The sequence below is a fragment of the Gimesia alba genome (assembly GCF_007744675.1).
Lineage (GTDB): Bacteria > Planctomycetota > Planctomycetia > Planctomycetales > Planctomycetaceae > Gimesia > Gimesia alba.
The window spans coordinates 2893808-2907346 of sequence record NZ_CP036269.1 but is presented as its reverse complement, the minus strand read 5'-3'; the positions used below and the strand labels follow the sequence as shown (position 1 = coordinate 2907346).

The following is a 13539-nucleotide window of genomic DNA, read 5'->3' as shown; positions in this document are numbered from 1 at the left end:
TACCAATGACGCACAACCGGGGCTAACGCCCTGCGGCTAATGGGACTTTTCTGCGGTCATTGTCCAGTAAACAAGGGCGACATCACACTGTCGGTCAAGACATATTCTTTGATCGCTAACGCTGTCGACCTCAAAATCAGGATCGGAGCGATTAAATAAACGCTACCTGGGTTTTCATAGAGTACCGGTTCAGACGAACTCATTCCAGAGGGAATCAGAAACAGAGCAGGGTGGGGGAAGAATTCCACTTACCGTTGTGAAATCACATCCGGTTCGCGTGTCTCACTCTTTTGTGACGCGGCGGCAATGTTTTTCAGCATGCCGGAAAAGACAAAATGATGCAGCGGGCAGACCGCATACCAGTAAATCCGGCCCCACACACCGATCGGATCATATATGGCCGTCTGCGTGATCGTTGACGATGCCTCGTCCCCCGTCACTTCAAACTCCAGCCAGGCACGTCCGGGCAGCTTCATCTCGGCCGACAGCCTTAACAGATGATTCGGTTCATACGCTTCCACCCGCCAGAAATCGACCGTGTCGCCCACCCGCAGATGTTCCGCGTGTGCCCGTCCCCGACGCATACCCACGCCGCCCACAAGCAAATCCAGCGCCCCGCGCAGATGCCAGAGCCAGTTGCAGGCATACCAGCCGGTTTCGCCTCCGATCCGCTGAATCGGCTGAAACGCGACCTCAGGTGGTTGATTGACTTTGATGCTCCGCAAGTCGACGAGCCGTGAACCGAAGCGGACGCCTACCCAGGCCGGCAATGCTCCTGAAGAAGAGAGCGCGTCTGACCAGCGTGTCTCGGCAAACTCCCGGTCTTCATTGACCAGCGCACGTCGGATTGCCGCCTCGATTCCCATCGGCTGAATTTCAAACGCGACCAGCGCACTCTGATCCTGGACGACTGTCGCATGCACGATGCTCTGAATCAGCTTGCGACCAATGCGTGCGTACAACGGAGTCACCAGCCCCAGCCAGAGACTCGAAAGATAAGGCGTCAGCACGGGCACCGGAATCATCCGCACACGTGTGCCGCGGCACTTCGCATACACGCGCATGATGTCGGCATACGACACCTGATCGGCGCCCCCAATTTCAAACACCCGGCTCTGCGTGAACGGCATTTCGAGCGCCCCGATCAGGTAGGCAATCAAGTCTTCAATCGCAATCGGCTGGGCTGCCCGCTGCACCCATTTGGGCGTAATCATCACCGGCAGCCGTTCCACCAGCGAGCGAATCATCTCGAACGACAGACTTCCCGAGCCGATCACAATCGACGCGCGAAATTCCAGTACCGGCACACCCGTTGCACCTAAAATCTGCCCGACTTCCTGACGACTCCGCAGGTGGGCCGACAGTTCTTCGTCCTCATTTCCCAGGCCGCCCAGATAGATAATCCGCTCGACCCCCGCCTCTCGGGCCACTTCCGCGAAGTTGCGGGCCGCCTGACGATCATTTTCTTCAAACGAACCGGTCGCCCCCATCGAATGGATCAGATAGTAGGCAACCTTCACCCCCTTCATCACCGGGTTCAGACTGGCCCGATCCAGCACATCGCCGGCAACCACTTCCGTTGATGCGGCTACTTTCGGTTCCAGAATCTCCGGCCGCCGCGCCAGACAACGCAGCTTCGCCCCGCGCTGCTCCAGCACCTGTAACAATCGACCGCCCACATATCCCGTCGCCCCGGTCAATAAGATCAACCCGGCTTCAGCGAGATTTTCCTCAGCGGCGACAGACTCCGGCACAGTTCACCCATAAAATTAGTAGAAAGGACAAAACCGGTTAGTGGACTTTTCAGTACCTGCGGGAGTATAGTCCGCCGTTCTCCGATGATCAGGGATGAATTCGGAATTTCAGAGAAAAGCAGGGAAATTTGAAAGCAAAAGTATGCTTAACGAATGACCAACTGCCCCTGATCGTAGGCAATCGCTTTCTGCCGTCGGATCACCATATCCCAGTCCATCCGGTGCGGCGGATCCAGATAATGCTGATAGGCGACCACCATCTGCCGAGCCACTTCCTGAAAAGGAACACCGCCAAAGCCGGCTCCCATCGCGGGAAACACAACCGTTTCAATTTTCGCGTGCTCATTCTCACGCTGACTGACATTGTGCTGATACACGGCCAGCAGCGATGCCCAGGTCGCCGCATACACTTTGTCCGTCCCCGAGATCGAGCCGGGCACACGCATCGTCGGGCTATGTGCGACATACGGATATTCGGGATTGCCCGTCGGCTCAATAAACGAAGTTCCCAGCGGCTGCTCGCCCAGATACGCATCCATAATACGATGTTGAATCCGCCGCATCAGGTCTTCGCCATGAAAATGCACAACGGCCGCATCGATGCCAGCGTTCATAATTCCAAACGCATTCGCCGCCGTCACAAAACAGTCGTGCGGAGGCAGGTCTTCAAAACGGCTCTCGATCACCGTTACGCGAGGCAGGTCTTCAAAGCGATCGCGAAACGCGTCGCACATTTCGGTTTGAGGATGAATTAACCAGAGATCAATGGGCAATGCCATAAGTCAGAAGGGGTCCTTTCTAAATGACGCGCCCGATTTATATCACAGCTTTGTTCAGGTGACAAGTCGGCAGTCACCAGAGTTTCCTAAAACAGCGTCGCTTTCATTTCCCCCCTTGATCGGCAGATTTATTCTGGTAGCTTAATAGAGAGAGACAGATTCACTCCATCACTGGTTCTAAAAGGGAGACGCTGCGATGTGCTCAAGCAACGATCACCGACAGGCAAACATCCGCCGCTTACGACTACTGGGATTTGGCATCTTGTGCGTTCCCCTACTTGCTGTTTCATCCCTCGCTGCCGAGACAATCCGCGTTCCGGAACAGCATAAAACCATTCAGGCCGCCGTTGATGCCTCACAAGCCGGCGACACCATTCTGGTTGCTCCCGGGACCTACAAAGAACGCATCAAACTCAAAGCAGGCCTGATCCTGAAAAGTACCGGCGATGATACGAAAGGCACGCTCGGCTTAAAACGGGCGGAAGCCACCATCATTGACGGCGGTGGAGAGCAGGGGGAAGGGGCCGGCGTCACGATGGCCCAGCGTAGCACGCTCGACGGGTTCACCGTCACCAACGTCGGCGTGTACGACGATGCGAAATGGAACAAGCACCACGCCACGCACGGCGAACAGCAGTCACACGAACACATCGGCGCACCGGGCACCGCCGGCATCGGAGTTATCGGCGTGACCTGCGCAGTCACCAATAACATCGTGCATCATATCGGCTATACGGGCATCGCCATCCAGAGCGCACCCAGCAAACGCTGTTCGCCCCACATCTATCGCAACATCACCTACCGCAACATGGGGGGCGGCATCGGTTCGATGCAGAAGTCAACCGCCATCATTGAAGAAAACATCTGCTTCCAGAACTTCTACGCCGGCATCGGTCACGACGACGCCAGCCCAACCGTCATTAACAATACCTGCTACGAAAACATCCGCGCCGGCATCGGCATCAGCGAAGGCTCGCACGCGCTGGTTCGCGGCAACAAGTGTTATCACAACCGCCGTGCCGGCATCGGCGTGCGGACCGGCGGCGAGACGCGCCCGATCATCGAAAACAACGAGTGTTATGAAAACGACATGGCAGGCATCGGCACACGCGAAGAAGCAGCGCCGCTCATTCGCAACAATCGCTGCTATAAAAACAAACTCGCCGGCATCGGCTCGCGCACTCACGCCACGCCCACCATTGTCGGCAACGAATGTTTTGAAAACGGACAATCCGGCATCGGACAGCAGAGCGACGCCGTCACCATGCTGATCAACAATTTTTGTCACCACAACAAAGCCTCCGGCATCGGTTTCGCTCCCTGCAAAGCGGGCCGTTCGACTTTGATCAATAACCGCATCATCGACAACGCCCGGGTCGCGGTCGGCGTCAACGGGGGCTGGACCGTACGTCTGGTAGGCAATGAACTCTCACGCAAAGGGGGCATGCCCCCGATCATGATGGTTTTCAATGGGTCCGAGGTCACACTCACCGACAACATCATTCGCGGCGGCGGAGTCGCCGGGATTCGCGTCGCCGGTAAGATCCGCGCCGAAAACAACGAATTCGCAGGCACCTCACTCCGCAAAGTCGGCCCCCCCAACTTCGGAGTCTGGGCACTCCCCGGTTCCGACGTCACCCTGATCGCCAATAAATTCCATCACTGGCGACACGCACTCCAGGCCAGCGAAGCGACGGTTCTCGCAACCCGAAATAAAATCAGCGACTTCCACGGCACCGCGCTGGTGATCCAAAACGCAAAAGTCCCCGCGAATGTCTTCGACAATACCGCGATCTCAGCCAATCCGAAAGATAAGGTGGTCTCGATCAGCGGTGAAACCGGCATGATGCAGGGGAATCTGTTACATAAACCCGCTGATTAGAACGTGTGTAGTCAATCTACCAACATGATGACTTCCTGTTCGTCCCAGCCGTATTCTTTCCCATCGACTCGGAGCCAGTTTGACATCATCACAAACTCATGTCCCTGCCAAACAAAGGCCACGTGGCCGGGACGCAGTGTGATATCCTGAAACGTCAACCGGGCACCGGGCATTTGAACGGCTTCATCAGGCAGCTTGAACTTACTCGCTTGTATCGCTTCTGCCCCGATATTTTGAAAGACAATCACGCGGTGCCAGGGTTGTGCTTCTCCCCCTGTCAGTCGTAGCGTCAGCACGGTGTGAGGTCCTGCATTTCCAATCTCCGCCTCCCAATATCCCTGCGAAGCATTATAAGATTTCAGAGACCTGGTAAGCAGCAGAACGCATACTATGAGACCGGACAGACAAATCAGGATAATTCTGACCGTTTTCTGTTTCATGGATATCTCAATTGAAAAATCAGTCTTCGAGTACCGCGCAGGTAAGAATAAAAGCAGTGACAATCAAAACACCGAGAAGACCAGAGGTGAATTTGATGAGCCAGTTCCAACGACTGGTAAAATAAGAATCGGCGAAAGCCCCGATGTAGATTGTCAGATAAGCGAAAGTCCAACCCAGTACGAAAATCCAATCAATAGATTCGGCAGCTGGTCCTTCCCAGGAGATAACAGGCAATCGATGAGTCCGATCTACATGAAGATGAGTTAAAGCGAAGAACAATACCGCTATGGAAGTGAAACACACCAAAACCGTCAAAACGGCGGGCCAGGCACTTTCCTTTTTCTTCTCAAACTGAAAGCCTTTCGGTAATCTCCAGCAGAGATATCGCTTCAAGTGTTCTGGAAATAGAGCACGCAGTCCGAACAAGAATCCTATAACGAGACCACTAGAAGCAAGACAAAAAAAGATCAGGTTATACCATAAACTGGTAAAAGCATCGCCAAAGATCTGCAAAAATCCGAATACAGGAGGTAAATGATTTGTCAGATTATTAATGTTGGCCTTCAACCCATATGACGCAAATAAAAATACCCAGACTGCATAAAAACAGGCGATCACATTGATCTCAAATACAAATCCCATTTCGTTTAACTTAACAGAATCAGTCAGCTGTAATTTCACCTTCTCGGAGGTTTCTTCATTCTGATTCATTGCTCAACCACTCCCAAACTGCCCCAGGTGTTGTTCGAGTTTCTCCCATTCTTCAATCACATGCTCATAGATCTCAGGATCGGAATAGTAGGGATGTTTGCTATGGGCGGACACGTCGACCGCTTCCTTCACATGTTCTATCAAGGCTAACACGCGTGGTACCAGTTCCTGTACTTCAGGAAGGCATTTTTCAGAGAAGTGAAACTGGATCGCTTCCCCCAATCCCAGGATCTGGCACCAGACGATGCCATCATCTTCGTACCAGACCGGCGTGACCATCAGGTAGCGTTCCAGCACCGGGAAGTAATAGGCAAACGCCTTGCCCCCCATATACATAAAATCTTCCTGGTACTCATCGGGACTTTTCTGAAACTTGTGGAACGCCTCCGCCAGAGTCAAACCGCCAAAATTCCCCCAGGCCACTCGCGCATCCAGATCTCCCACATGGGGATCAAAGTCCCGTTCGCCGGGCAGGGAACCGGTGACTCCCTGAAATGGTTGAAATGTCATACTTCTGCAAATTTCACTTAAACTCAACTCACCCCAACATCAATAGCGCTTGCCAGGGGTTCCTGTTCGAAAAACTAGATCATCCCATCAGTCAGCCTGAAGCATCGTGCCGATAGCACAACTCAAAATAAAATTCATGCAACCGAAGAATATTCCCACGACCGCTAGAGTATTCCAGCGGCTGTCGAAATAATTCGATACAAAAACATATCCACACACCGCCAGGTAAGACAATGTCCACCCCAAGACCAGTATCCATTCCATATCGTCCGCAGCAGGTCCTTCCCAATAAATGAAAGGTTGTCGCTGTGATCGATCATTCCGTAGATGAGTTGCCGCGAAGTATAACACCGCTGTTGCTATTAAACCAAATATCGCCGTAAAAATAGCCGGTTTGTCATTTTTGATTGGTTTCTCTTTCTGATAAACCGAGGAGCTATTCCAGACCAATTTATGTTTCAGCCGAAATGGCAAGACGAATCGCAATAGCCAAAGCAGGATAAATACATCTGCGGTAGTTGCAATGGGAAAGAAAATAAATTCATAGATCCCCTCTGAACCCGAAGGGGACAGAAACGGAAAAATGATCGGTTCTCCCACTCTTCGATTCGCTTCATTGACTGCCAGCCCAAATAAAGTAAACGGCCAAGACCAAATAAAATAAACAATTACAAGAGACCGAATGCTAAATATGATTTCTGAATTGTCTGTAACCTCGTTCTCAGTCTCAGTCATAAGCTTGCTTTTCAAGATTCTGGGAACCAACGAGTTCAACTCACCCCAACATCAACAGCGCCAGATAAGGCACTAAACTAAACACAATAAACAGCAACTTGAACGCACCGATAAAGGAATAAATCACCACGTCAAACGTTTCGCGTGACATGGGAAACCAGTTACTTTGCAAACGATAAACCAGATTCGGTGCGAACAGGCAGAACAGGGACCAGAAAATCAACAGGCCGCCATTGAATATGGTACACCACATAAAAAATGAAGTCAGTGTCTCAAGATCCATATCGATACTCCTTCACCACTCGACAGTTTAAAGACGTTGTTTCAAAATATTCCGCACCCGCGCTTTGACCGACGCTGCTTCGTCTTCGATCGCCTGTTCCAGCAGTTGATCTGTCTCGGCTTTGAATTGCGGATGCTGCAGCGCGAGTTCATAAAACCCGTTATAGGCCCACGCCCGCACAAATTTATTTTCGCTCGTCAGACAACGCCGCAAAAACGCTTCGACCTGTTTCACATCCCGTTTCCCGATCGTCAAATAAGGCAGAGACTGCAGCAGATGTAGCGCCGTCTCCCACTCTTTCACTTCAGACAGAGACTGAAAGACCTGTTTGACTTCAGTCGGGGACAACACGCCCCCTTCTTCCAGATACAGTTTCAACAACCAACTCGCCCCGCGTTCCAACCCCGGTTCTTTCAACAGTGGAATGAGAGCCGCACCGAATCCGCGTTCCAGGCCGTGACAATCATAAATCGCCTGCAAAGCCTCGACCGACTTCCCGTCCCAGTTCGCGATTTCCTGCTGGATCTTCATGGTTGATGAATTCTCGTTTCATGTCCCTCAATAGCAATGACTCAACTCAATTTAGGACTTTTCAGGCGGTGATTCAACATCACTTTCCGTTTCCGGTTTGATTTGTGTCTGCTTGCTTGACGAATCTCCGGCCGGAACATCGACGGAAGGTTCCGGCTCTATTATTTTTTTTCCGTTGAGTAAATTTTCAGCCGTTTTCCACCAGGCCAGCATATGCAGGAACACCATCACCGTCCCGGCAATCAGAAATAGTCGTAATCCATTAAACTGAAACCACGGACGCGGATCTTGGTTTGAAAACTTGTTCCAGATTTGATCCAGGTTCAATACATCCCAGAGGAGATAGATCCCCAGGAAAAAAGCGGAAAGAACCATGGGAAAATCAGCCAGAGTCAGCCACCCCAGTTTCTTATACAGGCCCCATTTTTTATCCGCGGCCTTTTGATCGTCCCCTGTGACATCCTGAATTTTTTGAATCGCCATCAGTCTGATGGCTGAAAGATAAGCAGACAAAGTCACGGCGATTCCAAAGATCGCCAGCAGGCTACTTGTCTCAGTGATCATGGTTCAACTCCTCTCGATGGTGGTGATCGTCGCATGGTAAATCACGCTGACAAAAGGGCTGAAGAACCAATCTTCAGACTTCATTCGAGAGTGCCTGCAAACGTCAGTTTAACAAATATTTTCTTTTGCGAAAGCAGTTCTTTGATTTCTCCTGCTTAAACAAACCATTCCCCGGGAGGATCTGTCTCATCTTGCGGTGCTTCCGTTAGTACCTCTTCTGCAGTTTGATGCTTCCAGATCCCAAATCGGCAGAAATTGGGAATCACCACCAGCCCGGCAATCAGAAAAACCACGCCGGCACAAAATGCGAAAAAACCGAACACAGCAACCGGCATCTGCTCCATGCCACACAATCGGTATTTCGCATAAATCGTTTGTGTGTGATCGGCCAATGCAGGTGCTCCCTCATCAATGGTGACCGTTGCCGTATACGCTCCGGTTTTAAATGTTGGAATCTCTGTCAGCATGACTTCACCACTGACCAAATATCTCGAAACAATCGGCTGGCCGGGAGGCGGCGTCTTCCACTCTGTAAGATCTCGATTCGCAATTTCATTTCCTGCGGAATCTGTAATCACCAGGGAACCAGCCAAGCCTTTCAGCACTTCATCGGGAATCTGGCCTGCTTCGTCTCTGATCTCACAATCCAGAAAAACACCTTCTCCATGTGAAATTGAGCAGGTCTGATGAAAGGGAACGGAAAGACTACCCGGCTGCGAGAGATCTACTCGCGTCTCCATCGGTCTGGCTAGATTCCAGCGGTGAACCATGACATTATATCGATAGGCAGCAACCCCAAACACAACGGCTCCGACCAGTGAAATCACCGCCAGCGATAAACCGAACAGTCTGCCAAACGCCAGATTTCGCATTACAAAAAAGATCCTACTTTTCTGCCATCTTTTTCACGTTGTCATGAATTTTGAACAACACGATCAGCAGCTCACACCAGATCCGGGCACCAACCGCACCGCTGATCATCATCAACAAACCCACGATCAGCTTCTCAAATGAGAATCCGAATCCACCGAAAATAGTTTTCAAACCGGAAATCAGCACGACCACCAGCATCAGCCAGTAGACGAACGTAATGACTTTCGGTGTCAGCATCGAATCAAAAAAGAGGACGTCACGCATGTCAGTTTTCCCTTTCATTGGAGTTCAAATTCGTTCATCGTCTGCCCGCAGTGTATCACAAAATTCCCGCACGGCTAAATTAAACGCCTGCGGGTTCTCCAGAAACATGAAATGGCTGCCTCCTGCGTCCGCGCCGATCATCACAACGTCTGCCCCATGAATCTGCTCCGCAATCCAGGGCATCACAGCCGGTCCCAGATGACTGGCTTCGCCGCCGATACAAAGGGTAGGCAATGTAATCCGTGGCAGCAGATCGCGATAATCGGCTTCACTCACACTGAGCAACAGTTGGGCCGCATACGGGCGGGGGAATTTCAAACTCTCCTGAATCACTTCCAGCAGTTCCACTTCCGAAAACGATTTCGTAAACATGCTCGCCAGAAACTCGGCTGACTTCGCAGGTCCCTCATGGCCTCCCACCAGTTCCGCCTGCGCCAGCAGTTCGTCTCCCCCCACGGAAGCACCATAGTGGCGGCATTCTTCGTTAGACCATTCGGGGCGACGGAGGCGCGCGACCATCTGATCGCAGAGAATCAGCCCGCGAATCCCCGCTTCCCCAAACAGATCCAGATAACTCCAGATCACCGCGCAACCGGCGGAATGCCCGAGCAGAATTACCTCATCCAGTTCCAGCGCCTGCAGAAATTCGCGCAGATCCTTCGCCAGCCGTGAGACGCGGTAACCATAATCGGGTTTCGCCGACTCGCCATGCCCGCGGTAATCCAATGCCAGACAGCGATAAGTGTCGCTCAATTCATCCAGTTGCTTGTGAAACAGCGCCGCCGTCAGCGACCAGCCCGGCAGCAGGACCAGCGTCGGTCCCGCACCTGCTTCCAGAAAATGCAGTTCGACACCATCGGACGTCGTAAAGGTTCCTGAATCCGTGTTTGACATGGTTCCCTTTCCCGTTCTGAGCTCATCCGCCCGTCAGTTTCAGTTCCTCGGGAGTCAATGCCCGCGAGCCGCATTCATTGATGCACTTCTCAAACGTATCAAAATCGAAGGCGGTCAGGGAAGGGCTGCCATACCAGTCATCACTGAATTTCCGGTTGCCAAATTTGCGAAAACGTTCCGCATAGGGTTTGAGAGTCTTGTGTTCGATCCCCGTGTTTTTCGCATGTTTGTCCCGATGGAAAAAGGTCGTCAGTTCCAGATCCGACAGCGGCTGACTGGTATCGAGCAGCTTCCGAATCAAGTCCGCATCGTCCGTTTTCGACAGGTTGGGACAGACAAACAGATAGGTCACTCCGCCGCGACGTTCCAGTCCCCACATGATCACAGGCACCTGCTTGCCGTTCTGTTTGGTGAAGACCAGATAGTCGCCGACTTCGAACAGCAGTTTTTTCGGAGCACGATTTTTCTTCCGCGCTACCGGTTTCGTCTTCGGTTTGTTCAATCTGGTCAGAAACCGTTTGAGGACTTTCTTCCGTTCCGGATACAGGTCGTCCCATTCCGCCGCCGTCGCATCGCGGTCCAGCATGTCCTGAATCTGATCCGCCAGTTCGACCACCGGCTCTCCCACACTCCACAGACACTCGGCCAGCGTCGTCAGAAACAGTTCCCGGTCCAGCGTGCTGAGAAGCTCTCCCTCGTATTCTTCGGTCAGTTCTCTGCGTAACGCAGCCGGCGCGGCCCCGGCATCAAAGCGTTCGAAAAAGTCATCAAAAATATCCCAGGCAAAATCGCTGTCAACAATTTTGACTCCCTCAATGGCCATCCCGGTACACCTTTCAGACTGTATCCAGTTTTACTGTAGCGTCTCCAGGGCCATTTGGACCGAGTAGATTAGATTGAAATACGCTATGATTAAATGTGACGCGATCTAGAGGAACACGACGAACGTAACGCGGAACAGAAATTGCCCGCCAATATGATTCACCAAGCAGCAGGCTTTACTTGTAATCAATATCAGCGGGAAATCAACAACTTTCGCCCCCATTCCGCAGAGACGGGATAAACTTTTTCCGGCGGCAGAAAACGTTTGAGACTTTTGCTGCTCCCTTTACGGATTGCATTCAGTTTGCGAACCACGGGAGTTAAGTCTTCAATACTCACAATCCACTCATCCACAAACTCGCGAATGATGTGCCTGCTCAAGCCAACCTGAATACTGAAACAGGGCAAGGCCGCCCCCCGCGGACTGCGCTCGGTATCCCATTGAATATGTACGGGAGCCTTGTTGAATTCCTGTTCCCAGACTTTTCTCGATGCATAAACCTGCTTTTCCGGCGATGTCAACACTCCCAGTGACAACGCTTTCTCCCAGCCGTCTCGTCTGATCCGTACGCCGAGAATCCGCGTCTGTCCCGGTTTTTGCCCCCAGTTGCTGCGATGTATCAACCACAGAAACGAAGGTTTAATCCACGTCATCCGCTGAAACGAAAACGGTGCCACAAACTTCTGCGCCTTTAATGCTGCATCGGCAATCTGCGACGAGTAAGCCTGATAGACGACGATCGTCTCACGATCATAGTCGGCTCGAATTTCATACAGGCTCGTCATCTTTTTTTACTCACTCGGTATTAACCAGTCAGTTCCATCATTCAGAACACCCCAATTAGCCGCAGGGCGTTAGCCCCGGTTTCTCCCGATTCTGATTTATCCCGATTAGGAGAGCACCACTTTCCTCCCCTCCGGATCTTGAACGACATACACAGGATACTCCGCGTGTGGGAGCACATTCAAAACGGCAATTCCAGCTCGATCCAGGATCTCTCTCAAGTCACCTTCCACCGACAGGCGAAATCCCAACCGCGTCAGCTCTAATTCGGCTCCCTCGCTCAGCGGATACAGTTCAAACACCAGCCCTTCCAACTGCGCTGCATAATGAATCGGCCCAGTTCCATGTTGTTCTCTCTGGAAGGAAAAACCGAGATGCTCATAAAACGTTTTACAGGCAGCAAGATCCCGACAGCGCAGCACCAGCAGATTCAATTGAGCAGCCATAAGTTCTCTCGCATCAGGGAAACAGACAGTGATTGACACCAGTCAAGACACAACAGCCCGACGAACGTTCGCCACGAATCAGGCAAATGCGCATAGAAACTCATAGAGCCCCAGTTGATCTTGAAGCGACTGACCGTAATTCGGCCCCGTCTCCTCTGGAGAAACAGAGAATCCACCCTCTCGCTCCTCCTGCAGCCGAGAAAGAACCCAACCCACTTCGCCATCAAACTGAGTGAGATCAAACCCAGACAGATCGAGTTCAGGTGACGCTTTCGAAGCGCGTCGACGCTGGATTATTAACCAGGCTCCCGCGGGCACAATAGCCATGCCTGTGGGTCGCTGCAATGTCTCCAGAATCGCGGATGAGAGTGACCAGTCCTGAAGCAACGCCGCCACAGCAAAGCCCAGCAGGCGATCCCGCCAGTTCACTTCCTGAATCAGCTGCAGCGCCAGACCTCGATCCAGGTTATCACGCAACTGACAGAACCGATCCAGACCAGCCCGAAACTCCGGATCATCGGGGGCAGGGTGAATCAGACTTTGATAGAAAAGTCCGGTCGTTTGAACCAGTTTTTCGGGAGTCATGCTCACTCTCGTTTTCAAGACTCGAACCAGAAAGTCAAACGCACTTCCATCGGACTTGACTCCTGATCAAATACTTCCATGGCGTGCATCAAGGCCAGAAATTCGATATCCACGTCATCCAAAGGCATCTTGAAATGGTCCAGGGCTTGATTGATCTCTTCCAACGTCAACCACCCCACGTTATGTAAGTACGGCTTTGAAACCACGTTCCACAGGGGTTTTTTCTCAGAGTACGGCCAGAACGCAGCAACTTTCCCATAATGGGCCAGTCCCGCTTCGACCCGCTGCTTCGCTTCTGATTTCGAGATGGTCTGATAACCAACGGGAACTCGTGGGTCAATGCCAGCAGGATCAATAATCAGGTCATAATATTCGAGCGCCACTTCATAACTGAGATCCCTCGGGATGCCGCGGGGAGGGATCAAGGCATGACGATCGACCTCTTCGGGGTCCAACCGATCACTCCTTCCGTTCGCCAGTGCGTCGAACAGATCATAATCCCGCCCCATCCAGAACCTTCCCAATATCCAGGGAGGCTCTTCCGGTCTGCCGGAAAAGCCAGACGACTCATCACAAAATCTTTTTTCAACAAACGCCGTAATATCCGTACCCACAATGCCTCCAGAAGCCAAAGTCTCACGAAATCGTTGTGTTCTACTTTAGCAAATTCACATGCATTGT

18 protein-coding genes are annotated in these 13539 nt (G+C 52.0%); 1 reads left to right on the top strand and 17 read right to left on the bottom strand.

Translation table 11 applies throughout. The features are described from left to right. Positions 1-248: 248 nt before the first annotated feature. Both Pan241w_RS10890 and Pan241w_RS10885 read right to left on the bottom strand, forming a co-directional pair. Positions 249-1754, bottom strand: a complete 1506-nt coding sequence (locus Pan241w_RS10890; RefSeq protein WP_198000466.1) for an SDR family oxidoreductase — start codon at positions 1752-1754, stop codon at positions 249-251. A 146-nt stretch (positions 1755-1900) separates the two neighbouring features. Then, the gene (locus Pan241w_RS10885) at positions 1901-2533 is read right to left on the bottom strand and encodes a macro domain-containing protein (protein ID WP_145215042.1); all 633 of its coding nucleotides are present in this window, start codon (positions 2531-2533) and stop codon (positions 1901-1903) included. 196 nt (positions 2534-2729) lie between these two features. On the opposite strand from Pan241w_RS10885, the gene Pan241w_RS10880 reads away from it, so the two are divergent. Beyond that, positions 2730-4415 carry a right-handed parallel beta-helix repeat-containing protein gene (locus Pan241w_RS10880; RefSeq protein WP_145215039.1) on the top strand — a complete coding sequence of 562 codons (1686 nt, stop codon included), beginning with the start codon at positions 2730-2732 and terminating at the stop codon, positions 4413-4415. Between the two features lie 11 nt (positions 4416-4426). On the opposite strand, the gene Pan241w_RS10875 is transcribed toward Pan241w_RS10880, so the two are convergent. The 15 genes from Pan241w_RS10875 to Pan241w_RS10805 all read right to left on the bottom strand — a co-directional run bounded on the left by Pan241w_RS10875 (position 4427) and on the right by Pan241w_RS10805 (position 13472). After that, complete coding sequence (locus Pan241w_RS10875; protein ID WP_198000465.1) at positions 4427-4711, bottom strand: hypothetical protein; 285 nt, start codon at positions 4709-4711, stop codon at positions 4427-4429. A 163-nt stretch (positions 4712-4874) separates the two neighbouring features. After that, a complete protein-coding gene (locus tag Pan241w_RS10870) occupies positions 4875-5567 on the bottom strand; it encodes a hypothetical protein (RefSeq protein WP_145215033.1) in 693 nt (230 codons plus the stop codon). A 3-nt stretch (positions 5568-5570) separates the two neighbouring features. Beyond that, entirely contained in the window at positions 5571-6077 is a 507-nt protein-coding gene (locus Pan241w_RS10865) for a hypothetical protein (RefSeq protein WP_145215030.1), read from the bottom strand. Between the two features lie 87 nt (positions 6078-6164). Then, complete coding sequence (locus tag Pan241w_RS10860; RefSeq protein WP_145215027.1) at positions 6165-6812, bottom strand: hypothetical protein; 648 nt, start codon at positions 6810-6812, stop codon at positions 6165-6167. A 40-nt stretch (positions 6813-6852) separates the two neighbouring features. Further along, positions 6853-7095: a DUF6868 family protein gene (locus Pan241w_RS10855; protein WP_145215024.1), complete on the bottom strand. Its 243-nt coding sequence runs from the start codon at positions 7093-7095 to the stop codon at positions 6853-6855. 27 nt (positions 7096-7122) lie between these two features. Then, entirely contained in the window at positions 7123-7626 is a 504-nt protein-coding gene (locus Pan241w_RS10850; RefSeq protein WP_145215021.1) for a hypothetical protein, read from the bottom strand. Between the two features lie 51 nt (positions 7627-7677). Then, positions 7678-8190, bottom strand: a complete 513-nt coding sequence (locus Pan241w_RS10845) for a hypothetical protein (RefSeq protein WP_145215018.1) — start codon at positions 8188-8190, stop codon at positions 7678-7680. Positions 8191-8345: 155 nt separating this feature from the next. Continuing rightward, positions 8346-9062, bottom strand: coding sequence for a hypothetical protein (locus Pan241w_RS10840; protein ID WP_145215015.1), 717 nt, complete (start codon positions 9060-9062; stop codon positions 8346-8348). Positions 9063-9075: 13 nt separating this feature from the next. Continuing rightward, positions 9076-9327, bottom strand: a complete 252-nt coding sequence (locus Pan241w_RS10835) for a DUF4282 domain-containing protein (protein WP_145215012.1) — start codon at positions 9325-9327, stop codon at positions 9076-9078. 24 nt (positions 9328-9351) lie between these two features. Next, positions 9352-10221, bottom strand: a complete 870-nt coding sequence (locus Pan241w_RS10830; protein ID WP_145215009.1) for an alpha/beta fold hydrolase — start codon at positions 10219-10221, stop codon at positions 9352-9354. A gap of 22 nt (positions 10222-10243) precedes the next feature. Next, positions 10244-11044, bottom strand: coding sequence for a hypothetical protein (locus tag Pan241w_RS10825; protein WP_145215006.1), 801 nt, complete (start codon positions 11042-11044; stop codon positions 10244-10246). A 191-nt stretch (positions 11045-11235) separates the two neighbouring features. Next, on the bottom strand, positions 11236-11829 hold the full coding sequence (locus Pan241w_RS10820; RefSeq protein ID WP_145215003.1) for a DUF4291 domain-containing protein: 594 nt from the start codon (positions 11827-11829) through the stop codon (positions 11236-11238). A 105-nt stretch (positions 11830-11934) separates the two neighbouring features. Further along, positions 11935-12273: a VOC family protein gene (locus Pan241w_RS10815; RefSeq protein WP_145215000.1), complete on the bottom strand. Its 339-nt coding sequence runs from the start codon at positions 12271-12273 to the stop codon at positions 11935-11937. A gap of 78 nt (positions 12274-12351) precedes the next feature. Beyond that, positions 12352-12858, bottom strand: a complete 507-nt coding sequence (locus Pan241w_RS10810) for a hypothetical protein (RefSeq protein ID WP_145214998.1) — start codon at positions 12856-12858, stop codon at positions 12352-12354. A 14-nt stretch (positions 12859-12872) separates the two neighbouring features. Continuing rightward, positions 12873-13472, bottom strand: coding sequence for a hypothetical protein (locus Pan241w_RS10805; RefSeq protein WP_145214995.1), 600 nt, complete (start codon positions 13470-13472; stop codon positions 12873-12875). Positions 13473-13539 lie beyond the last annotated feature (67 nt).